This is a genomic window from Bacillus cereus group sp. MYBK79-1 (genome assembly GCF_051915365.1).
In the GTDB taxonomy this organism is placed as follows: domain Bacteria; phylum Bacillota; class Bacilli; order Bacillales; family Bacillaceae_G; genus Bacillus_A.
On the sequence record NZ_JBQAEO010000006.1, the window covers coordinates 155,529 to 177,073 of the forward strand.

Sequence of the window (21,545 nt, forward strand, 5' to 3'; positions counted from 1 at the left end):
GTAAAGACGGGGGATATCATACTATGTCAAAACAAATTGTCATCTTAGGCGCTGGTTATGGCGGTCTTCTTGCCGCTTTAAACGTACGTAAATATTACAGCAAATCAGAAGCACAAGTTACAGTGATTAACCAATACCCAACACACCAAATCATCACTGAACTACACCGCCTTGCAGCTGGTAACGTTGCTGAGCAAGCAATTGCAATGCCACTTACAAAGCTTTTCAAAGGTAAAGATATCGATCTTAAAATTGCAACAGTTGAGTCATTCTCAGTTGATAGCAAAGAAATCAAACTAGCTGGCGGCACTACTTTATCTTACGATGCACTTGTAGTTGCTTTAGGAAGTAAAACTGCTTACTTCGGTATTCCAGGACTAGAAGAAAACAGCATGGTATTAAAATCTGCTGCTGATGCAAACAAAATCTACAAACACGTTGAAGACCGTATTCGTGAATACGCGAAAACGAAAAACGAAGCTGATGCTACAATCGTAATCGGTGGTGGCGGATTAACTGGCGTTGAGCTAGTTGGTGAGCTTGCTGACATTATGCCTAAACTTGCAAAAAGCCACGGCGTAAATCCAAAAGAAGTTAAACTTCTTCTTGTTGAAGCAGGTCCAAAAATCCTTCCAGTATTACCAGACCACTTAATCGAACGTGCAACTACTAGCCTAGAAGCACGCGGTGTTACATTCTTAACAGGTCTTCCTGTAACAAACGTTGCTGGCAATGAAATTGACTTAAAAGACGGTCAAAAACTTGTTGCTAACACATTCGTTTGGACAGGCGGCGTACAAGGTAACCCATTAATCGGTGAATCAGGTCTTGAAGTTAACCGTGGTCGTGCAACAGTTGATGCATACCTACAATCTACTTCTCACAAAGACGTATTCGTTGCTGGAGACAGCGCTGTTGTCTTCGCTCCAGACGGACGTCCATACCCACCAACTGCACAAATCGCTTGGCAAATGGGTGAGTTAATTGGATACAACTTATACGCAGCACTAGAAGGCAAAGCATTCGAAGAGTTCGCACCTGTAAACTCTGGAACACTTGCTAGTCTAGGACGTAAAGATGCTGTTGCTACAATTGGAGCAAGCAACACTCCACTTAAAGGCTTACCAGCATCATTAATGAAAGAAGCAAGTAACGTTCGTTACTTATCACACATTAAAGGTCTATTCAGCTTAGCTTACTAATCTGAATATAAGCCCGAATCATGCCCTGCATGGTTCGGGCTATTTTTATCCGTAATTTTCTCTAACTTATTTATTCGGCAGAAGAATCATACAACCCTTTTAATTATCTAAATTTACTGATAATTTTATGTCCAAATTGTGTATACGAAAAGATGGAAGTATTCTTCCTACTCCCACCCTTTCACACAAACTACTCTCCTAACTTCACTAGGCTGTAGTTCTTCTTCCCTTTACGAATAATAATAAATCGTCCATCAAATGAATTCTCTACAGTAACATCTGTACCCACATCTGTTACTTTTTCACCATTCATAGAAATTGCTCCGTTATTAATATCTTCACGTGCTTGTCGTCTAGATGGTTCAATTCCTAAATCAACTAGCCATTCTACGATGTTTTTCGTCTCTTTTGAAGACTGGAATGTTGGCATCTCTTTAAAACCTTGTTCAATTTCATCGGCTGTTAACGATTTAATATCTCCGCTAAATAACGCTGCTGTAATTTTCTCCGCTTGCAGGAGTGCCTCTTCTCCATGAACGAATTTCGTCATTTCTTCCGCTAATACTTTTTGCGCTTCACGTTTATGAGGCTCTGTTTCTACCTTCGCTGCCAATTCATCAATATGCTCTTTCGTTAAGAACGTAAAGTATTTCAAGTATTTAACGACATCACGGTCATCTGTATTCACCCAGAACTGGTAAAATTCAAATGGTGTTGTTTTTTCAGGATCAAGCCAAACCGCACCACCTGCAGATTTACCAAACTTCGTACCATCTGATTTCAATAATAACGGAATTGTTAGTCCGAACACTTTCGCTTCGTGCCCTTCTAACTTACGAATTAAATCTAAACCACTCGTAATATTCCCCCATTGGTCACTACCACCAATTTGCAGTTGCACATCTTCTTTCGTGTATAAATGATGGAAGTCCATCGCTTGCAAAATTTGGTACGTAAATTCTGTGAAAGAAATTCCTGTATCTAAACGACTTGCTACAATATCCTTCGCTAACATGCTATTAATGCTAAAGTTCTTCCCGTAATCACGTAAAAACTCAATAATGTTTATTTCATGTGTCCAGTCGTAGTTATTTACCATCTTCACTTCGCTATTTCCGCCAAAATCAAATAGCTTTTTCATTTGCGCTGTTAACGCATCCACATTATGCTGAACTACTTCTAACGTTTGAAGTTGACGTTCTGATTGACGTCCACTCGGATCACCAATTGTTCCTGTTGCCCCACCAATTAAAATAACTGGATGATGGCCAGCTAACTGGAATCTCTTCATCATCATAAACGGAATCAAATGTCCAATATGCATACTATCACCTGTCGGATCAACTCCGCAGTATAGTGAAATCTTTTTCTCTTCTACTAACTTACGTAAACCTTCTTCATCCGTCTGTTGATTCACAGCACCGCGCCATTCTAATTCATCAATGATATTCATCTTTTGTCATCCCCTCTATTTTTTGAAAACAAAAAGTCCCTATGTCTATGACATAGGGACGATTATTCACCGTGTTACCACCCAGTTTGTATAAATAGCATAGCTACTCATACCACTCTTAGCAATAATATCGATTGCCAATCCGCTTAGCATTACCTAAGATACTCCAGAGTGTAATTCGCAAGTTTGTTTGTGCTAGGTTCCAGCAACCCCTAGCTCTCTCGTTAACAGTGACAAACTGCTACTGGGCTCTTTCAACGTATATTATTTGTTAAATTATTAGCCATTATATTGAATTGAAAACAAATTGTCAACAATACCCAAATGTTATTTTAAAATAATTCGTAGTTTCATACGCATGTTTATTCTTTATCTTCTCCAATAATCCTTACTTCTCGCTCTAACTTCACGCCAAATTTCTCTTCAACAGTCTTTTGTACAAAGTGAATTAAATCGATGTAATCTTGTGCTGTTCCGTTATCAACATTCACCATAAATCCAGCATGTTTTACAGAAACTTCCACTCCACCAATTCGCTTACCTTGTAACCCTGATTCTTGAATTAATTTACCAGCAAAATTATTTGGTGGGCGCTTAAATACGCTACCACATGAAGGATATTCTAAAGGTTGTTTTGATTCACGTTTAAACGTTAAATCATCCATTTTTGCTTTAATTTCTTCATGCACACCTTCTTCAAGTTCAAATCTCGCTTCAAGAATAATGTAATGGTTATTCGCAAATACACTCTTACGATATCCAAATTCAAATGCTTCTTTCGTCAAAGTACGTAGCTCTCCATCACCTGTCATCACAACAGCTTCTGTTAATACAAATGATACTTCACCGCCGTAAGCACCAGCATTCATATATAATGCTCCGCCAACTGAGCCTGGAATACCGCAAGCAAACTCAAGACCCGTTAAATTATGATCTAATGCAATACGTGATACATCAATAATTGCTGCACCACACTGTGCTACAATCGTTGTTCCTGTTACAGTCACACCTGTAATATGAATTAAACTTACTATAATCCCGCGAATTCCACCGTCTTTAATAATGACATTTGATCCATTTCCTAAAAACGTAACTGGAATATTATATTCGTTAGCATATTTAATAACTTCTTGAATTTCATCATAATTTGTCGGCGCAACGAACACATCTGCTTTTCCGCCAACTTTAATATGCGTATGATTCTTTAACATTTCATCTTGTTTCACATGACCTTCAGGCAATACCGTACTTAAATATTCATAAACCTCTTGCATATTCATTTTACGATTCCTCTATTTCTATATTCTTTTTATCCCGTTATACGGGCCCATAATATCCCCACGTACATGAAATGAACCTAAAGTGGTGGATACAGTGTACCCAAAATCAATTCGAGACACCTATAAACCTCTTAATTTATAAGAGGTGCCACTCATATTAAAATATATATTGCATAATAAAGCAACCCAAATGGGCTACTAAACTTGACATGTCATCAGAAAGACAACAATTTGTAAAATATATTACTTTTTCAAAACACTATCCTTCAGTATCTTACTATACCATACGAAAATAAAGTGGTATTTTTTTGTAATCTTTACTTTATTTTCATCAATAAAAAAGATGCTTTTACCTATGTAAAAGCATCTTTTTTATTACTTATTATAATTTACTTTTCGTTCTCTTCTTTTTCCTTATCAAACCATAATAGCTCATCGTCATCAACTTCACCATTATAATTGATTAGAATCTCTTCTCCCGCTTTTATATCTTTGTAAGCAAAGAAGTTAAACGTATGATTCTCGAAGACAATATCATACGTTGCATTCGGATTATATGCATGATTAAATAACATGCCGTATCCTAACAGGAATGCCGTATGATTTACCCCATACTCAAATGCGTAGTCAGCAAGTAACGTTTTCTCAATGTGTTCATGCTGTTCATTCGGATAAGAGATAACTGGTGCTGAGTGAATCAACTCACCCTTTTTAATATCACGAGTTGCAAATACACCTCTATTAAATTCTCCATCACTAAGTTCAGAAGTCTTAACTTCGATCATATGCGTCACCTATATAATTCTTTCTTTGAAGTATTTTATCCCGCTATTCGCGAGGTTCAACTAATAATGAGTAGGTATTAGTCTCACTTTATCTCCTTAAGCTTGGCAGAAAACGCGCAGAAAAGCAATTAAATTCCTATCAAGTATTCATTTAAATGAAAAAGAGCACACATGGTGTGCCCTTTTCAAGAGATATTACTTTTCTAAAATATCTTCTAGTAACTTCACTTGCTCGCTAACAGTATGTAACGTCTTCACCGATATATCATTTCGATGTTTTTCTTCTTCCACACTTGCTAACACTTCTTCCGTAGCTGCAGAAGTTTGCTGAATTACGTTAGAAGCATGTGTAACATCCTTTACGATATTCGTCGTTTTAACCTGCAAGTTTTCTTGATGACCAACAATTTCTCTCATTACATCATTAATTGCATCAATAAACTTCCCTAAATCCGTTACATTTGTTAAAACACTTGCTAGCATTTCATTACATTCTTCTTGTACTTTTTCTGATTTTTCTACCTGTACTTCCACTTTACTTGCTTGATTACTAAACTCCTTCAAAATACCTTGAATTCTCCCCGCAGAGCGATTCGATTCTTCGGCAAGCTTTAATACTTCATTCGCTACAATAGCAAATCCTTTTCCATGCTCGCCTGCTCTTGCTGCTTCAATATTTGCATTTAAAGCTAGCAAACTCGTCTGACTTGAAATATTCGTTATTACATCTACAATTTCATTAATTTGCTTCGACTGCATCATTAAATCTCTAAATATAATTCCTGATTGTGAAACAACATCATTTAAACTTCTCATATTCGCTTCAAAATTTCGTAAAGTATGTACACTACCCTTTGAAATCTCTAAACTTTCATCAACACGAATCGATGCACCTCTTACTTGAGAAATGATTTGTTCAATATTTCCTTCCATATCATTCAATACTTCTACTGAACGATGCATCATCTCTGATTGTGATTGAGTACCAACTGCCACCTCTTCAAAAGCGAAATTAATTTCACTCATCGACTCCATCGATGTATTCATATTTTGTCTTAAATGATTGAAATTACTATCTAGTTTCACAACAGTTTCCTCAATAAGTCTTTGAGTCTCTTCTAGCTCCTGAGCTTTCCTCATCACCTCTCGCTTCTCATCACTTAAACGAGCTAGCAGATTAGAGCCAATCTTCGTTACGCCCCACATAGCAATCGTTACGATTGCTAACAAGCTTGCAAAGTTTGCAGCTTCAGATGCCGCTGTATAAGCAAAAAATTGCTCCGGCCAATAACTACAAAGAATAAATGTGATAACAACCGCCACTCCGCCGAGAATGATAACGAGACGTTCACTTAAATAAATAAGTGAAACTGCTAGCGTAAAGTAGACCATTTGAAATACAGCCGGACTTTCATTAAAAGCTTGTACCATAATGAAAGACATAATAAGCAACATAAATGTCATGATATATTTATACATCGCTTCCATGCCTTCTATAAAAGTAAGAAGCGTTCCAAATACAACAACTGAAATACCACAAACCCAAAATGCTATCGCTCTCTCTGTAAAAATATATCCGTAATACCCAATCGCGATTATTCCAAGAAAGAAACTACAAATCGTAATAAACAGCAATAAATGATTTTTCTGTGATTCTTTCTCAAGGTTAGAAAAACAAGTTTTCTTTAACCACTCCATATATAAAGTCCCACCTTCTGCACTTAATTACTTCAGCTTAAATACCGCACTCACTGGATTATGATCGCTATTTTCAAACTTTAAATCTTTCCCTTGCACATTTACAATCTCCACATTCGGTGAAACGATAAAGCCATCAATAATCGTGACGAAGTTTTCACCCTCCACATATTTCTTTACATCATCTCTCACAGTCATAACAGACGGATCTACAGCCCACTTAAAGCCACCATTAGTAAAGTCCTTCGGTAACTCTACTAACCACTCCGGACGCTCTTTCACAAACTTCGGATCACTTAACTGAACATCAGAAAGTAACTGATTCCAATCTCCGCCCATTATTACGTAATCACCTTTTTCATAATACTTGTTCATATATTGTCTTAAATACTCTACTTGCTGTTTTCTAATTTTCCCGCCTTCATCATACGCAGACAAATGTAAATTTACGAGTCTAACAAACTTCCCATTACTAACAGGAATTTTATGCTCAACAATCGCTCGATCTAAATCAAACAAACGCTTCGGCCAAGGCTCCATTCCAGGAAGCTGGAACCTCTCCGCTGTTTGAACTTTATATTTAGAAAACGTACTTAATCCCGCCTCCGCATATCCCATTGGACTTGTAATTGGGACAGGGACCCATTTTGTATCATAGTTCTTTCCAAATGACGAAGCATAATCAGGTAATCCTTTTTTCAAAAACTCATGCCCATTTACATCAAAAGATCGCAATGATTTTATATCAACTTCTTGTAATAACGCAAAATCACTATTCTCATTTTGTAAAAACGAAAGCATATTCTTTAGGTTAACTTCCGTTTGCTCTTTACTACTTGAACCAGATCCCTTTCCACCATCCATAAAGAAATCTTGATCCTTATCTAATCCAGCATATCCAATATTAAATGTCGTAACTTTAAACTCATTGTCAGGCGCTAATACGCGCTCCTTATTATTTTCCACCTTTAAACTTATAACATCAGCCGGCTTTTCTCTTGTAAGTGTCATATACGCTAAAAAACCACCTAAAATACAAGCTCCTATCAAAATACATATAAGTACTATTTTTAATAACTTCTTCAAATAAACGCCCCTTTTCTAAAACATACAACTTAATTTTCTTTATTTTCAGTTAACTAAAACTGAATGACAGACATAAGAAATATTTTATCATATTGAAAACCTTATATCACTATATTTAGTTTATAGGTACAGATTCTTTATCTTAAACCATCACACATACAAAACGACTCCACTTCTTCACTGGAAATTCAATGCATTTTTTAGTACACTATATGTAATAATCATAGGCGATGGAGTTCGCCATAACTGCTGCTTAGCTAATGACTCCTACCAGTATAACTACTGGTAGGAGTCTATTTTTTTGAGCAAGCTATTTTTAAAGAGGTGAAGATATTGATTTATATTATTGTTGGCATAGCCGGTATATTAGGGGCCCTCTCTCGTTATTATTTAGGTCTTACTATTCATACTTCATGGCATCATTCATTTCCACTTGCTACATTACTCATTAACTTAATCGGCTGCTTCTTATTAGCGTGGCTAACTACGTATATCACTCAGCGAAACATCTTGCCTCCAGAGATTATTACAGGCATTGGTACTGGATTCATCGGTTCCTTTACGACGTTTTCAACATTCAGTGTAGAAACTGTACAATTAATCCATCATTCTGAATGGGGCATGGCTTTCTTCTATGTATCATGCAGCATACTTGGTGGCCTCATTATGTCTGGACTTGGCTATATACTAGGTGATTTCTTAATTAAGAAACATCTTACAGAAGGTGATTACTCATGATAGAAGCTTTATTAGTAGCAACTGGAGGTTTCTTCGGTGCTATTACACGATTTGCAATTAGCAATTGGTTTAAAAAACGAAATAAAACTTCATTTCCAATTGCTACATTTCTCATTAATATAACAGGGGCGTTTTTACTCGGATATATAATTGGCAACGGAGTCTCTACAGGTTGGCAATTATTATTAGGGACTGGATTTATGGGGGCATTCACTACATTTTCAACATTTAAGCTCGAATCTATTCAGCTCTTCAATCGTAAAAACTTCGGTGTACTATTTTTATATGTAAGCGTAACTTATATAATTGGTATCCTCTTTGCATTCCTTGGAATGAAACTGGGTGGAATATAAAAAGAAAGCGACTCTGATCAGTCGCTTTCTTTTTATATTACATTCGTCGTAAGCTAATAACCTATGAGACCTCCCCGCAGATTACAGTTCTATTTTGTCTATTACTGTTTTTTTAACTTTGAAGTAATAACTCCAAATAGTAATACACCAATACCACTCAAGAACAATACATAACTTATTGGTACTAGGAAAAAGAAAGGTTCTTCAAGGAATCCATTATCCGCTACTTTACTAGTCGCACCTTGTATTAATAAACAAGTAACTCCTAACGATAGCAGTACGATAGCTAATAAAAATTTATTTTTCATAATATATTCTCCTTTAATTTCATAATTAATTTACTTATATCTCTTTTGCTAACATCATAATAAGCCTCAAAATATTACAAGTCAACAATTATTTATCGTTTAACAATAAATACATACTGTGAAACATAATAAAAAGGCTATAGACAGTCACTGTCTATAGCCTTTTCAATCCATTATTTCGTTCTAAAATATTCCTTCTGAAACATACACATTCTGATTGCATTATGATAGTTACCATCAACGAAAAACTCGTCGAGAAGCTCACCTTCCACTATAAATCCAACCTTTTTATAAACGTGTACAGCTTTTTCATTCTCTTTATCGACAACTAAATATATTTTATGCATATTTAATACAGCAAAAGCGTAATCCATCGCTAAACGCGTTGCATCAGCTGCATAACCGTACCCTTGATAATTTGGATCAATAATAATTTGGAATTCTGTTCTACGGTGAATATAATCGATTTCCACTAACTCGACCAATCCAACCATCTCATTATCTTTCTCAACGATAAATCGGCGTTCACTTTGATCATGTATATGTTTATCGTATAAATCCTGCAGCTCCACAAATGCCTCATACGGCTCTTCAAACCAATACGACATAATATGTGCATTATTATTAAGTTCATGTACAAATTTTAAATCTTCTCGTTCTAAAGGACGTAACTTCAATTCCTGACTCATTGCTATAACCTCCAAGTAAAAGAAACCTCTTCACTTAATGTCTCAATTTTTTTCAATTTCAAACGCCCTATTTGTATTGTAAACTTTCAAGCGACTTGAAGGTCAAGACATAAAAAAGTAGTGCAAACTTATGCCTGCACTACTTTCCCTTACTCTTCTTCTCGTAATGTTTCTAACACTTCAATTGCCCATTCACACCAGTCGATGTACATTTTTGAATACCTTATCCCATATTCAACAGTAATATACTCTCCTATCACTTGTTTGCGAATAGCAGATTGATCCGGGAAACCATAATCTTTCCATTTTTGAGTTTCCCGCATAACATGCGTTTCTCTATCAATTATCTTCTGTAATAGTGAAATAGCTTCACTTACTGAAATAACATTAAAACTTGAGGCTTTTAATAAAAACTCATCCTTTATACGTTGGGGCTTCGTTTTCGAATGAATAATCCATTCAACAAGAGCCTTTTCGCCCTCTTTCGTTAAAGAATATATTTTTTTATTTGGACTTCCTTCTTGATAAATATATTCGAACGTAACCAGGTTATCCTGCTCCATTTTTGATAATTCTTTATACACTTGTGAATGACTTGAATTCCAAAAATAAATGAGTTGTTCTTGAAAAGTATGATACAAGTCATAACCAGTTTGTTCTTTTTTTGAAAGTAGTCCAAGTAATGCATAACGAATAGACATTCTTAATTCTCCTAACCGGACTTTTAAATTATGAATAATTTGTTTCAATTTTATTATATCGATTGTACTCCTTTTAATAAACCATTATTATAACCATATGACTATTTAGTCATATGTCATTTTATTAATAAGAGGAAAGGAGGATATGATGAAAAGAAATATAGTTTCGTTAATGATTGTTCAATTTTTCATCTTTTTAGGATTCGGTATGATTATCCCTGTTCTACCAGAAATCATTACAAATTTACATGTGCCGTCACATCATTTAGGGATGCTGTTATCTTCTTATTCGCTCGCTTCATTCTTAACAGCTCCGCTTTGGGGAAAGATTTCTGATCGAGCAGGTCGGCGTCCTGTACTACTAATTGGTATACTCGGGTATTCCATTAGTTTTTTCTTAACAGGTTTACTGATTGATAATTTAACTGGCTTATACATCGCAAGAAGCCTAAATGGATTGTTTGCAGGTGCATTATACACTGCTGCAACAGCTTCAATTGTCGATATGACAAATGAAACTGAGCGTAATCGTTATATAGGAATGATGGGTGCTTGCATTGGCATGGGCTTTATTGTCGGACCTGCAATTGGCGGGATGCTAAGCCATTTCGGAAATGCGGTTCCCTTCCAAATCGCTAGCAATCTTCTTGTCATTTTATTTCTCTATACATGTTTTACTTTTAAAGAGAGTTTAAACAATGCAGATGAAAAAGATACGGGAAATCCATTTAAAAAGTTTATCCATTTACCAGCTTCATCAATCGGCTTGTTTTTCATTACTTTCACAATTTCTATGGCATTAGCCGGATTAGAAGGTACTTATCAGCTATTTGGTAAACAAGCAATTGGCATGACACCATTCCAAATCGGCATAATCTTTTTAGCGAGCGGTCTAGTGGATGCATCTATACAAGGTGGACTCATACGCTACATTCGTAACGGAGATGAAAAACGCTACATTATAATCGGACAAATCATTTCTGCAACAGGCCTATTTTTAATCCCTTTCATTACGAACTTACTATGGGCCGGCATTTGTTTATCCATCTTCACAGCTGGAAACGCGCTCGTACGAACTTGTACTCTATCCTTTTTAACAAAACAAGTAAAAAGCGATCACGGTACCATTTCAGGATTAAATTATTCATTTGATAGTTTAGGAAGAATTATCGGACCAATATTTTTCACAATGATATTTACATCACAAGGGGCAGTATCTTTCATAATAGGCGGCATGATGACAATGCTTTCTATCGGATTAGTAGTCATATTTTCAAAAAAACAACATACATACGGGAGTGAACTGTAATGCTTAATATGTTTTATCAAATTCACGCGGGATCATGGGCAATTCTTATCATCTTATTCATCATGAGTTACATGCTTAACAAACAAGAATTTACACTGTGGGGGCAACGTGCCTTTTATGTTCTTATGCTAGGTTCAGGAATTGGAATGGTCGTCATTAAAAACTTCCCTGTCATTTCAATGATAAAAGCTGTATTCGCTCTTATCCTTATTATGTCGATGGAAATTCTCGTAGCCAGAAAAAGAAAAGGACAAACTCATACGTTATGGTGGGGCATATTTGCTATTACGTTCATCGTTATTTTATTAATCGGATTTCATATTATATAAAGTGAAACTTTAATCAGTGGGGGGTTTTGTTCATCCTCCACTGATTATCAGCCCTCACCAATCGGGCTTTTACGGGCAGTTGATCCTCCACCTAACTTCTTTGCTTCCTCTGAATTTTGAGGTGGGGATCTTACTACCCGGCAAATAGCGGGATAAAGTAAAAACCCCTAGATTTAGGGGTTTTTTGCTACTCTTTTCTCAAATCTCTCATATTTGATATGTATAACGCAACGACTAAAACGAGAATAGATCCCGCATATAACAACGTCTCCATCGGTTCCTCATGAGATACAATAATTAATCGAATTAAAGCCGTAATTCCGATATAAATAAAATAACGTAACGGAAAATGATAATTCGACTTAAAATACTTAATAATCAATGCGATGAACTCGAAGTATAAGAAGTAGACGATAATACTTTCAACCAATTTATACGATGTATACTCCTTTTCCGAAAAGATATACTGCACAAATGTAATTGTCTCATTCACTAAGAAAATCGATAACACAATGGATAATATAATTAAAGCTATATTTAATATCCATTGCAACACACTAGCTATAAGATGATCGATATTAAACGACTTCATTTTATCTTTAAACTCCCCTTCGTGTAAGTACGTATTTATTATAGCAAAATTATACTTACAAAAGTGTTAAATCAAATATGATCGTCCTCTTTCACTATCACTTCACCATCCTGATATTTACGTTTAATATAGCCGTTTCCCCAATCTTTACTTTGTATCTTTTAGCTTTTTCACAATGAAACTATATACGTTAAAATCGTTTCATGACATTATTACCTGCACATACCTACACTTTATATAATAACGGTACAGTACAAACAACGTACTGTACAAATATATGTGGGGGGATTAACTATGAACGAAGCGTTACTATTAGTCGACATACAAAATGATTACTTTAAAGGCGGCAATATGGAATTGCATCAACCTGGAAAAGCCGCACAAAAAGCGCAAGAAGTCTTGAAAGTATTTCGTGAAAAACATAAAACAGTTATTCACGTACAACATATTGCGAACAATGAAGGAGCTACTTTCTTCTTACCTGAAACAGTAGGTGTTCAAATTCATGATGATGTACAGCCAATCGCTAACGAAAGAGTCGTACAAAAACATCACCCTAACAGTTTTTTAAGAACTAATTTATTTGAAACATTAAAGAAGGAAAAAATAGATCAACTAGTCATTTGCGGTATGATGACTCACGTATGTATTGATGCAACAGTACGTGCTGCCAGTGATTTAGGATTTCAATGTGTTGTAATTGAAGATGCTTGTACAACAAAAGATTTAGAATTTCAAGGAAATCTGATCCCCGCAGTACACGCTCATCAATCGTTCATGAGTTCGTTAGAGTTTGGTGATATTTATGCAAAAATTATGTCAGCAAACTGTTTTATAAACAAGAGCAAATAAAGAATTACAGTTCCATATAAAAAAAAGAAAGAATAAATCTCTTATTCTTTCTTTTTTTCAATTGTCTTAATGACAGTATTTATACGATAATCACCATAATGTAAAACATCTGCAAGAGTCTCTTCTAATTGTTGATGTGAAGATGTGTGAAGAATCATGATATAACAGCCATCGCCACTTATACGATACATTTCAGTAATTACGTCCGTTTTTTCAAAAAAGGTTTGAATTTGATTATGATAATGTGGTGCATGCAGAAATAGTGTAACAAACGTCATAATAGACCCTTCTAACTTAGCCCTTTCGATATCTATCGTATATTTTCGAATGACACCTGCCTCTTCTAATTTATTAATTCGTTTCCCAACAGCCTGGCCAGTCAAATGTACTCTCTCTCCAATTTCCTTCCAATTCATTCTAGCGTTTTCTTGTAGTAACTTTATAATTTTAAAGTCTGTTGAATCAAACATAGACATCCCCTTCCTATAAGAACCCCTTCTATAAGATCTTCATTTCCCCTACAATTCATCTTAAAAACCTTTACAATGCACTTGATTAACTCTATTAAGAATTACATTATTGTTAACGGCTTTCCTTCTTCCTTACAATGTATTTTTTAACAGCTTTAAAAAAGCCTTACTACACATAAATTGTAGTAAGGCTCTGACTATTTAAGATAAAAATTAAAAGACTTTATTATCTCTATACAAATAAGGTTTAGCAAATAATGTTACTATCTCCTCCAAAGAAAAGAAACCTTATTTCAACTTTCCTATTGATAAGTTAACACGATAATTCCCGTATTTTAATAGTCGTCCTAGAAAGTTATCTAAGTCTTCGTTGGAAGCAAAATGTGTTTTTAATAAATAACACCCCTCACCACTTATACGGTGTACTTCAGAAATCCCTTCTTCTCCTTGAAAGAAATTCATAAACTCTTGGTGATTAGCTGTTGTTACGAACAAAGTAACAAATGCAGTCACTACTTGTCCTAATTTGATTCGGTTTATTGCAATTGTATACTGTTCAATAATCCCTAAATCCTCTAATCTTCGAATTCGATTTCCTACGGCCTGCCCCGTCATATGTATTTTTTGGCCAAGCTCTTTCCATTGTATTCTTGAGTTTTCTCCTAATAATTTCAGTATCTCAAAATCTGTTTGATCAATGATATAAACCAATCCTTTCACCGTGAAAGTAGAAAGCCCGAAAGTGTTTCGCCAACTTATTCTGCTTATCGATACAATTCACTATACTTAGTTTATCCTCTTACATCACAGTATTTATCAGTTATATTTACTTATAACACAGAGGACGCAACAAAAAATACATCTAGATTTAAAGGAGGTTACAAATTATGTTATTACAAGAAATTCTATCGTTCAATGAACAATTTGTAGAAAATAAGGAATACGCTCCTCGTGAAGCGACAAAAATGCCTAAAAAACGTATGGTTGTTGTTTCTTGCATGGATGCTCGTTTAATTGAACTACTTCCAAAAGCTTTAGATATACACGATGGTGATGCAAAAGTCATCAGAAATGCAGGTGGTAAAATTGCTTCTGCTTTCGATAGTGTTATGCAAAGTGTTGTCGCGTCAGTATACGATTTAAATGCAGATGAAATCTTCCTTATTGGACACCATAGATGTGGTGCGAGCCAAACGAATCCAAAAGGAACACTCCAAAAAATATTAGATCGTGGAGTAGCTTCACCAGAAATTTTATCAGCGATTGAATATGCTGGTGTTGACCTTAAAAAATGGTTATTCGGATTCGATGATGTTTGCGATTCAACACAAGCTAATGTTGATTTAGTAAGAAATCACCCACTTATTCCAAAAGATGTTCCTGTACACGGTTTAGTTATTGACCCTCACACAGGTAAATTAGATGTAGTGGTTGATGGATATAAAGCGTTAAATAGTGAAGCAAAATAATAATTATTACGTACATGAAGGGAAGTTATGAGATATGAAAAAACAAGTATTAGATATGAATAGACAAGAAGCTACGCAAAAAATTCTAGCGGCAAAAATTAAAAAAGGGTTAACTTGGGAAGAAATTGCAAAAGTAAGTGAAAACTCTGAGACTTGGGTTGTAACAGCGTTATTAGGACAAGCTACAATGACACGTCCAGAAGCAGAAAAAATCGGTAAACTATTAGAATTAGATGAAGAAGTAGTTCAAGCATTAACAGTAGTTCCACTTCGTGGCCAAGTAATGGAAATGCCTCCTACTGACCCGATTGCATATCGTTTATATGAAATGATGTTACAATATGCACCAACTATTAGAGAGTTAATCTTAGAAAAAGCGGGCGAAGGTGTAATGAGTGCGATTAACTTCAACCTAGGTGTGGATACACAAGAAGATCCAAAAGGTGGCGATCCTCGTATCGTGATTACACTTAATGGGAAATTCTTACCATTCCGTACATGGTAAATAATCAAAAAATTTAGCTATATAATTAAAGTGATTTTATAGATTTACAAAATCCATCCTTTCTAACTGTGTAGAAAGGATGGATTTTAACTATGAAATTCTTTTTCGGCAAAGGAGAATAATATGAATAAAAAATACTTCGATACGGGCTTTAGTACTCTACAATGGTTTGTGTTTCTATTAGCAAATGCAATTGCATTACCTATCATTATTGGTGGCATATTCCATTTACCAATAGAAGATATCTCAACATTAATGCAGCGGACTTTTTTAGTCGTGGGAGTAAGTTCGTTTCTACAAGCGTGGTTTGGGCATCGCTATCCCATAGCGGATGGGCCAGCTGGTTCATGGGTAAGTATATTTGTCATATTGGGACAAGTAGCTATGCATCAGGGACAAAGTGCAAAAGATGTATTACAACTTTTAGAAGGCGGGTTAATTATTGCAGGTATATTACTCTTCATTCTTGGTATAACAGGGCTTGTTCATCGAATCTTACGTTTATTTACCCCTTTAGTTACAGGAACTTTTCTTTTAATATTATCACTTCAGCTTAGTGGTGTGTTACTAAAAGGAATGATGGGATTACAAGGATCTGCAACTCATCCTCACTATACAACAGCTACTATTGCGCTATTTGTTTTTGCCCTTATTACTTTCTTATCAATTAAAGGGAAAGGATGGATGAAAAGTTACGCTGTGTTACTTGGAATTTCATGTGGTTGGCTTTTGTATGCAGTATTAGGAAAATCATCTCATATGCCCTCACATACAACGCTAGTTAAGTTACCAGAGATATTTGCTTGGGGCACACCTAGATTCGATATTGGAATGATTCTAACTTCGACTTTATTTACCTTTCTTTTAGTTGCAAATACAATTGCTGCTATTTCGGCTGTAAAACAAGTGGCTCCCCTATCTAAAGAAAATGAAAAGCAAACACTGAACCGTGGTGTATGGATCGGAGGTATATCACATATTATCTCATCATTGTTCTCTACCATTGGAATTGTACCATTACCTGCATCAGCAGGATTTATTCAACTAACAGGACAAAGAAAAGTGAAGTCGTTCCTTATAGCAAGTCTTATATTAGCAGGAATTTCTTTTATTCCTTCAATTGTAAACTTTATATCCTTGCTACCAGGTCCTATTGCTAATGCTGCACTTTTAGCAACATTTGTTCAAGTAATAGGTATTTCATTTCAATCCATTTTACGTGAAGAATTAAACCAACGTCGATTAACTATATTAGGAATTTCATTATTAATCAGTTTTGGTATAATGTTTCTTCCAGAAAGTGCATTTAGCGGAGCCCCTTCTTCCTTACAATATGTTTTAAGTAACGGATTACTCGTAGGTACTATGATTGTTATTTTGTTAGAACAGTTTTGGAAAGAGTAAAATTTGTGATTAAGTAAAAAAGCGCCCTGCTTACAGGGCGCTTTTTTATACCTAATGACTAATACTAGCAGTTGGGTATAATGTTGTTCCTCCAATTGAAACTTTTATTTCATTTGTTAATGGAACATTTTATTCATTAATAAACAGCGATCGGCCCATAAGGACCTTTGATAATTTCTATTTTTGTTTCAAAAATATCTGTTAAAAGTGTTGGGTCCATAACCTCTTCTACTGTTCCAAAAGCAGCAATTTGCCCATCTTTCATAGCACAAATTTTATCAGAGTATTTAGCTGCAAAATTTATGTCATGCATAACAGTCAAAATTGTTCTTCCGAATTCATTAGCTGCACGTCTCAAATGCTCCATCATTTGAACGGAACGAGCAACATCAAGGTTATTCAAAGGCTCGTCCAACAGCACATATTCAGTCTCTTGGCACAGTACCATCGCTACATATGCCCTTTGTCTTTGCCCACCAGAAAGCTCATCTAAATATCTATTCTCTAAACTAGTTAAATCTAAGAAATCGATATATTTAGAAATGATAACCTCATCTTCTTTAGTTAATCTTCCCTTTGAATAAGGAAAGCGCCCAAATCCAACTAGTTGTCTAACAGTAAGCCTCGTTACAAAATGATTTTCTTGTCGCAATATAGTCAAAATTTTTGCTAAGTCTTTTGATTTGGATTCAGAAACATCCATATTCGCTACTTGAATTTGGCCTTCATCCATATCTAAAAGTCTTCCAATCATCAAAAGTGTCGTAGACTTTCCAGCGCCATTTGGTCCAATTAAAGAAGTAAAGCCCGCTTTTGGTATTTCAATATCCAAAGGTCCTATTTTTACCTTATCAGTATAGAACTTTTTAACATTATCAATTTTTATCATAAAGCCCTCTTCCTTAAAACTATAGTTAAGAATATGATTCCACCAAATAATTCAATAATAACTGAAACTACACCTTGAGCATTGAATACATGATACATTAAAAAGTATGCACTCGTCATTATCAAAAATCCTATAGCAAAAGCCATTGGGAAAATATATCTGTGATCATAAGTTGCCGCCGCCTGATAACTTAAGGTTGCCACTAAAAAGCCGTAGAACGTAAGTGGTCCAATTAGAGCTGTTGAGATGGACATCAAAATAGCAACTAATACAAGCGTATAAATTACACTAGGTTGATATTTAACTCCGAAAGAAGTAGCAACATCCTTTCCTAGTGACAAAACATTCAAATTCTTAGAATGCGCAAAAATTAATACTGCTACAATCATGATCATAGGAATTACAATAGGAAAATATGCAGGATCTGCATGATTAACAGAACCAAATAATTTCGCTTGTAAAATATCAAACTCTGAAGGTGCAAGTAGCTTTCTCATAAAAGTTGATACAGAATTCAGTCCAGTACCAATAATAATTCCAACTAAAAGCATAAGTTGTAAATTCCCGTATTTACCGGAAAGTAACCATCCATAAAGTATCAAACTCATAAGGACCATAACAACAACTTGGAATAAAAATGATCCAATTCCATTAAAGTTTATTAATGCACTAGCACCAAAGAAGAATATTGTACTCGTATGTATCGCTGAATAAAGTGATTCAAAACCTAAAAGCGAAGGAGTAATAATCTTATTGTTCGTAATAGATTGGAAAGCAACTGTCGACAAGCTATGGCAAACTGCAGCAATAATCATCGCGACAATAGCTACTATTCTTCTCTTAACAACTGGGATAAAAGAAGGGGAATCTATCGGAACTGGATTGTTATAAACTAAAAGTCCATATGAAGAAAGGAGACCTAAAGCAATCAATGTTGTCAGTACAATCCAATAACGTTTTGCTTCCTTCTTAGAACGAAAAGCACTAGCTGATCTACTTTTATTATGAAGGCTAGAATCGACTTCGACATTTTCTTTATTTCTATAATCTAATGTGATCATCGTAGCCTCCTTGGTTTTCTTTTTCTCAATAAAATAGTAATAAACACGACTGCTCCCACTGATGCAAGTATTAAAGAAACAGGTAGTTCAAAAGGCTTTATAATTGTTCGAGAAATGATGTCACAGGTAGTTATTGTCCCCATTCCGATCACACATACCCAAGGTAAATTACTCCTAAGATCATCTCCTCTAAACATGGAAACAATGTTTGGAACAATTAAACCTAAGAAAGGTAAGTTTCCGATAACAGCTGCAACAATTCCAACAGCAACAGAGATAAGGCCAGTCCCAAAAAGAACAATTCTATTATAATTAACTCCAAGGCTTGTTGCGACATCTTCTCCTAGTCCAGCTAGAGTCAATCTATTCGCATACATAAAAATAAGCAAAGTAACGATAACAATCAGCCATAAATATTCGTATCTTCCTACCTGAATGTTAGCAAATGAACCTACAAACCAAGTTTCAATACTTTGCGTCATTTGAAAAAGGAGTCCCAAAAAAGTAGACACTGCAGAAATAACTGCTCCAAGCATCAATCCAATAATCGGAACAATTAAAGATGAGCGAAGCTTAACTCTTCTTAAAAATAGAAAGAAAATCATAGTTCCTATAAAAGAAAAAATGATTGCACCAGTCATTCTTTGAACTAAAGTCGGTGCAGGAAATAGTAAATACACAAAAAGCAGGCCTAAGCCTGACCATTCGATAGTCCCCGTTGTAGTAGGTTCAACAAAACGATTCTGGGTAATTAATTGCATTACGAGCCCTGCCATCGCCATTGCAGCTCCAGTAAGCATTAATGCAACTGTTCTCGGAACACGAGTGATGAAAAACATCTCCATTCCGTCCTCTTGTCCACGTATATCATAAACTCCAGTAAACAGTGATATAATCCCTAAAATGATAACAACTATAACCGCTATTATAAAAGGTTTTGTCCATATTTTATTGTGATTATAAAACTGGGGTTGAGAAATATTCTCAACCCTAGAAATCATATTTTTTGACACTGTTTCATGCTCCTTTACACTACTTAGCTAAAGTTTTTGCAAGGTTTCCAAATAACTCTATATAAGTCTGAATTGATTCATTTGTGTAAGTATCTGCTGGTGCATAAACAACTTGTTTTTTAGAAACAGCAGTTGTGTTTTGAAGAGCTGGTGATTTAGAAATAACATCTTGAGCAGGAGCTGAAGTTGCAGCATCCGATGTTGCAGCATCACGATCTAGTACGAAAAGCCAATCAGGATTTGTTTGTGCGATAGCTTCAACAGAAACGTCATCACCTTTATGACCTGCAGTAGAATTAGTAACTTCTAATGCTGGAGTCCAACCGAAAATTTCATACATCGGTCCCCAAACACGACCAGAATGTGGCGCAGCAAAACCAATATTTCCACCAGTAACGATAACACTCATAACTTTATCTTTTCCGTTATAAGCAGATTTTGCTTTTTCAATAGATTTATCGAAATCAGCTACTAATTGTTTAGCTTCTTTATCTTTATCAAAGATTTTCCCTAAAGTCATTGTAGAATCTTTAAGTCCTTTTACTAAGTTTTCGCCAGGCTTAGTAGCTTTCTCAGAAACATCAACATTAAGATCAATAACAGCTGCATTTGGCACTAATTTTTTGATTTCTTCGTAATGGCCAGCAAATCTTTGACCAACGATTACAAGTTCAGGGTTTGCCGCTGCTATAATTTCAAGATTTGGTTCGCGGTGATTTCCAATATTTTTAACTGTTTTATCATTTTTATACGCTGAATCTGCAGGCATAATATCCTGTGGAGCAGCCGCTAATTTAATTCCCCAGTCAGCTAAAGTTTCAAACGTTCTATTATCCAAAGCAACTACATTCTTTGGATTTACAGGTACTTTAACAGTTCCATGTGCATCAGTGATTTCAACCGTTTTTGGCTTATCACTACCATTCTCTTTATTAGCCTTCGACTCTTTCGTGTCATTACTTGGATTTGAGCAAGCTACTAACATTAAAGTGAAGATTGCTAGAATACTTACTAATTTTAAAAGCATAGTTTTTTTCATACGTATACTCCTTATTATGTAATTTAGTTCGAAAATGATAAAGTCCATAGATTGAATTAGATAGTAACGTTTATACATCTAAATTGCTATTGATAATCATTTTCATTTGAACATCCTGTAAATAAGTATAGTCGTTAATTCTGTGAAAATCTTGTGAATGGTGTGAGTTAATTAAATTAAAAATAAATTAGATAGGGCCTCAACTAAGGCGTGCTAGAGTCATCCCCTCCGCACTAACCAATAGATGCGCACCTCTTATAAAGTGAAACTTTAATCAGCCCTCACCAATCGGGCATTTAATATTTCTCAGACACTATTTG

General features: G+C 35.2%; 24 protein-coding genes, 1 riboswitch and 1 other annotated feature. Of the genes, 9 read left to right on the plus strand and 15 right to left on the minus strand.

Annotation, left to right across the window (positions count from 1 at the left end; genetic code table 11):
* The first annotated feature begins 23 nt into the window (after positions 1–23).
* Positions 24–1,202 carry an NAD(P)/FAD-dependent oxidoreductase gene (locus tag ACTFOB_RS12750; RefSeq protein WP_000043194.1) on the plus strand — a complete coding sequence of 393 codons (1,179 nt, stop codon included), beginning with the start codon at positions 24–26 and terminating at the stop codon, positions 1,200–1,202.
* Between the two features lie 190 nt (positions 1,203–1,392).
* Here the strand turns inward: ACTFOB_RS12750 and tyrS are convergent, their stop codons facing one another.
* From tyrS to ACTFOB_RS12775, 5 genes are all read right to left on the minus strand, one after another.
* Positions 1,393–2,655: a tyrosine--tRNA ligase gene (gene tyrS / locus ACTFOB_RS12755; RefSeq protein WP_440026259.1), complete on the minus strand. Its 1,263-nt coding sequence runs from the start codon at positions 2,653–2,655 to the stop codon at positions 1,393–1,395.
* Positions 2,656–2,706: 51 nt separating this feature from the next.
* Positions 2,707–2,922: a binding site (T-box leader), on the minus strand.
* 95 nt (positions 2,923–3,017) lie between these two features.
* Complete coding sequence (murB, locus tag ACTFOB_RS12760; protein WP_440026260.1) at positions 3,018–3,935, minus strand: UDP-N-acetylmuramate dehydrogenase; 918 nt, start codon at positions 3,933–3,935, stop codon at positions 3,018–3,020.
* A 389-nt stretch (positions 3,936–4,324) separates the two neighbouring features.
* On the minus strand, positions 4,325–4,720 hold the full coding sequence (locus tag ACTFOB_RS12765) for an SET domain-containing protein (protein ID WP_000573650.1): 396 nt from the start codon (positions 4,718–4,720) through the stop codon (positions 4,325–4,327).
* Between the two features lie 195 nt (positions 4,721–4,915).
* Complete coding sequence (locus ACTFOB_RS12770) at positions 4,916–6,418, minus strand: DUF4077 domain-containing protein (protein WP_440026263.1); 1,503 nt, start codon at positions 6,416–6,418, stop codon at positions 4,916–4,918.
* 27 nt (positions 6,419–6,445) lie between these two features.
* Positions 6,446–7,504 carry an endonuclease/exonuclease/phosphatase family protein gene (locus ACTFOB_RS12775; RefSeq protein WP_440026265.1) on the minus strand — a complete coding sequence of 353 codons (1,059 nt, stop codon included), beginning with the start codon at positions 7,502–7,504 and terminating at the stop codon, positions 6,446–6,448.
* A gap of 217 nt (positions 7,505–7,721) precedes the next feature.
* Positions 7,722–7,781, plus strand: a riboswitch (Fluoride riboswitch).
* A gap of 56 nt (positions 7,782–7,837) precedes the next feature.
* Here ACTFOB_RS12775 and crcB (ACTFOB_RS12780) point away from each other — a divergent pair.
* Together crcB (ACTFOB_RS12780) and crcB (ACTFOB_RS12785) are read left to right on the plus strand one after the other, a co-directional pair.
* Positions 7,838–8,242 carry a fluoride efflux transporter CrcB gene (crcB, locus tag ACTFOB_RS12780; RefSeq protein ID WP_440026267.1) on the plus strand — a complete coding sequence of 135 codons (405 nt, stop codon included), beginning with the start codon at positions 7,838–7,840 and terminating at the stop codon, positions 8,240–8,242.
* Positions 8,239–8,595 (plus strand): fluoride efflux transporter CrcB, encoded by a 357-nt coding sequence (gene crcB, locus ACTFOB_RS12785; RefSeq protein WP_440026269.1) that lies wholly within the window; start codon positions 8,239–8,241, stop codon positions 8,593–8,595. Before crcB (ACTFOB_RS12780) ends, crcB (ACTFOB_RS12785) begins: the two co-directional genes overlap by 4 nt.
* A 101-nt stretch (positions 8,596–8,696) precedes the next feature.
* Here the strand turns inward: crcB (ACTFOB_RS12785) and ACTFOB_RS12790 are convergent, their stop codons facing one another.
* The 3 genes from ACTFOB_RS12790 to ACTFOB_RS12800 all read right to left on the minus strand — a co-directional run bounded on the left by ACTFOB_RS12790 (position 8,697) and on the right by ACTFOB_RS12800 (position 10,293).
* Positions 8,697–8,903, minus strand: a complete 207-nt coding sequence (locus ACTFOB_RS12790; RefSeq protein ID WP_440026270.1) for a DUF3955 domain-containing protein — start codon at positions 8,901–8,903, stop codon at positions 8,697–8,699.
* Between the two features lie 173 nt (positions 8,904–9,076).
* The gene (gene speG / locus ACTFOB_RS12795; protein WP_440026271.1) at positions 9,077–9,592 is read right to left on the minus strand and encodes a spermidine N1-acetyltransferase; all 516 of its coding nucleotides are present in this window, start codon (positions 9,590–9,592) and stop codon (positions 9,077–9,079) included.
* 149 nt (positions 9,593–9,741) lie between these two features.
* A complete protein-coding gene (locus ACTFOB_RS12800; RefSeq protein WP_061679276.1) occupies positions 9,742–10,293 on the minus strand; it encodes a PadR family transcriptional regulator in 552 nt (183 codons plus the stop codon).
* 148 nt (positions 10,294–10,441) lie between these two features.
* On the opposite strand from ACTFOB_RS12800, the gene ACTFOB_RS12805 reads away from it, so the two are divergent.
* Complete coding sequence (locus tag ACTFOB_RS12805; RefSeq protein ID WP_440026274.1) at positions 10,442–11,602, plus strand: MFS transporter; 1,161 nt, start codon at positions 10,442–10,444, stop codon at positions 11,600–11,602.
* Positions 11,602–11,931, plus strand: a complete 330-nt coding sequence (locus ACTFOB_RS12810) for a DUF1516 family protein (RefSeq protein WP_440026275.1) — start codon at positions 11,602–11,604, stop codon at positions 11,929–11,931. Before ACTFOB_RS12805 ends, ACTFOB_RS12810 begins: the two co-directional genes overlap by 1 nt.
* Positions 11,932–12,118: 187 nt before the next feature.
* Here ACTFOB_RS12810 and psiE read toward each other — a convergent pair whose 3' ends face one another.
* Entirely contained in the window at positions 12,119–12,523 is a 405-nt protein-coding gene (gene psiE / locus ACTFOB_RS12815) for a phosphate-starvation-inducible protein PsiE (RefSeq protein WP_151632202.1), read from the minus strand.
* 294 nt (positions 12,524–12,817) lie between these two features.
* Between psiE and ACTFOB_RS12820 the strand changes: the two genes are divergently transcribed.
* Positions 12,818–13,375 (plus strand): cysteine hydrolase family protein, encoded by a 558-nt coding sequence (locus ACTFOB_RS12820; RefSeq protein ID WP_440026277.1) that lies wholly within the window; start codon positions 12,818–12,820, stop codon positions 13,373–13,375.
* A gap of 41 nt (positions 13,376–13,416) precedes the next feature.
* On the opposite strand, the gene ACTFOB_RS12825 is transcribed toward ACTFOB_RS12820, so the two are convergent.
* Together ACTFOB_RS12825 and ACTFOB_RS12830 are read right to left on the minus strand one after the other, a co-directional pair.
* Positions 13,417–13,845, minus strand: a complete 429-nt coding sequence (locus ACTFOB_RS12825; RefSeq protein WP_440026279.1) for an Lrp/AsnC family transcriptional regulator — start codon at positions 13,843–13,845, stop codon at positions 13,417–13,419.
* 288 nt (positions 13,846–14,133) lie between these two features.
* Positions 14,134–14,565, minus strand: a complete 432-nt coding sequence (locus tag ACTFOB_RS12830) for an Lrp/AsnC family transcriptional regulator (protein ID WP_002008929.1) — start codon at positions 14,563–14,565, stop codon at positions 14,134–14,136.
* Positions 14,566–14,732: 167 nt separating this feature from the next.
* Here ACTFOB_RS12830 and ACTFOB_RS12835 point away from each other — a divergent pair, with 167 nt between their 5' ends.
* The 3 genes from ACTFOB_RS12835 to ACTFOB_RS12845 all read left to right on the plus strand — a co-directional run bounded on the left by ACTFOB_RS12835 (position 14,733) and on the right by ACTFOB_RS12845 (position 17,223).
* Positions 14,733–15,314, plus strand: a complete 582-nt coding sequence (locus ACTFOB_RS12835) for a beta-class carbonic anhydrase (protein WP_076541667.1) — start codon at positions 14,733–14,735, stop codon at positions 15,312–15,314.
* 55 nt (positions 15,315–15,369) lie between these two features.
* Positions 15,370–15,819, plus strand: coding sequence for a cyanase (gene cynS / locus ACTFOB_RS12840; protein ID WP_029443571.1), 450 nt, complete (start codon positions 15,370–15,372; stop codon positions 15,817–15,819).
* A 123-nt stretch (positions 15,820–15,942) separates the two neighbouring features.
* Positions 15,943–17,223 (plus strand): purine/pyrimidine permease, encoded by a 1,281-nt coding sequence (locus ACTFOB_RS12845; RefSeq protein WP_440026282.1) that lies wholly within the window; start codon positions 15,943–15,945, stop codon positions 17,221–17,223.
* Positions 17,224–17,359: 136 nt separating this feature from the next.
* On the opposite strand, the gene ACTFOB_RS12850 is transcribed toward ACTFOB_RS12845, so the two are convergent.
* From ACTFOB_RS12850 to ACTFOB_RS12865, 4 genes are read right to left on the minus strand one after another with little or no spacing between them, the layout of a single operon-like run.
* Positions 17,360–18,112: an iron ABC transporter ATP-binding protein gene (locus tag ACTFOB_RS12850; protein WP_046955601.1), complete on the minus strand. Its 753-nt coding sequence runs from the start codon at positions 18,110–18,112 to the stop codon at positions 17,360–17,362.
* Positions 18,109–19,173 carry an iron chelate uptake ABC transporter family permease subunit gene (locus ACTFOB_RS12855; protein ID WP_440026284.1) on the minus strand — a complete coding sequence of 355 codons (1,065 nt, stop codon included), beginning with the start codon at positions 19,171–19,173 and terminating at the stop codon, positions 18,109–18,111. The genes ACTFOB_RS12850 and ACTFOB_RS12855 overlap by 4 nt, the downstream gene beginning before the upstream one ends.
* On the minus strand, positions 19,170–20,186 hold the full coding sequence (locus ACTFOB_RS12860) for an ABC transporter permease (protein ID WP_000042067.1): 1,017 nt from the start codon (positions 20,184–20,186) through the stop codon (positions 19,170–19,172). Before ACTFOB_RS12860 ends, ACTFOB_RS12855 begins: the two co-directional genes overlap by 4 nt.
* Before the next feature lie 19 nt (positions 20,187–20,205).
* Positions 20,206–21,225: a siderophore ABC transporter substrate-binding protein gene (locus ACTFOB_RS12865; protein ID WP_440026286.1), complete on the minus strand. Its 1,020-nt coding sequence runs from the start codon at positions 21,223–21,225 to the stop codon at positions 20,206–20,208.
* Between the last annotated feature and the right edge of the window lie 320 nt (positions 21,226–21,545).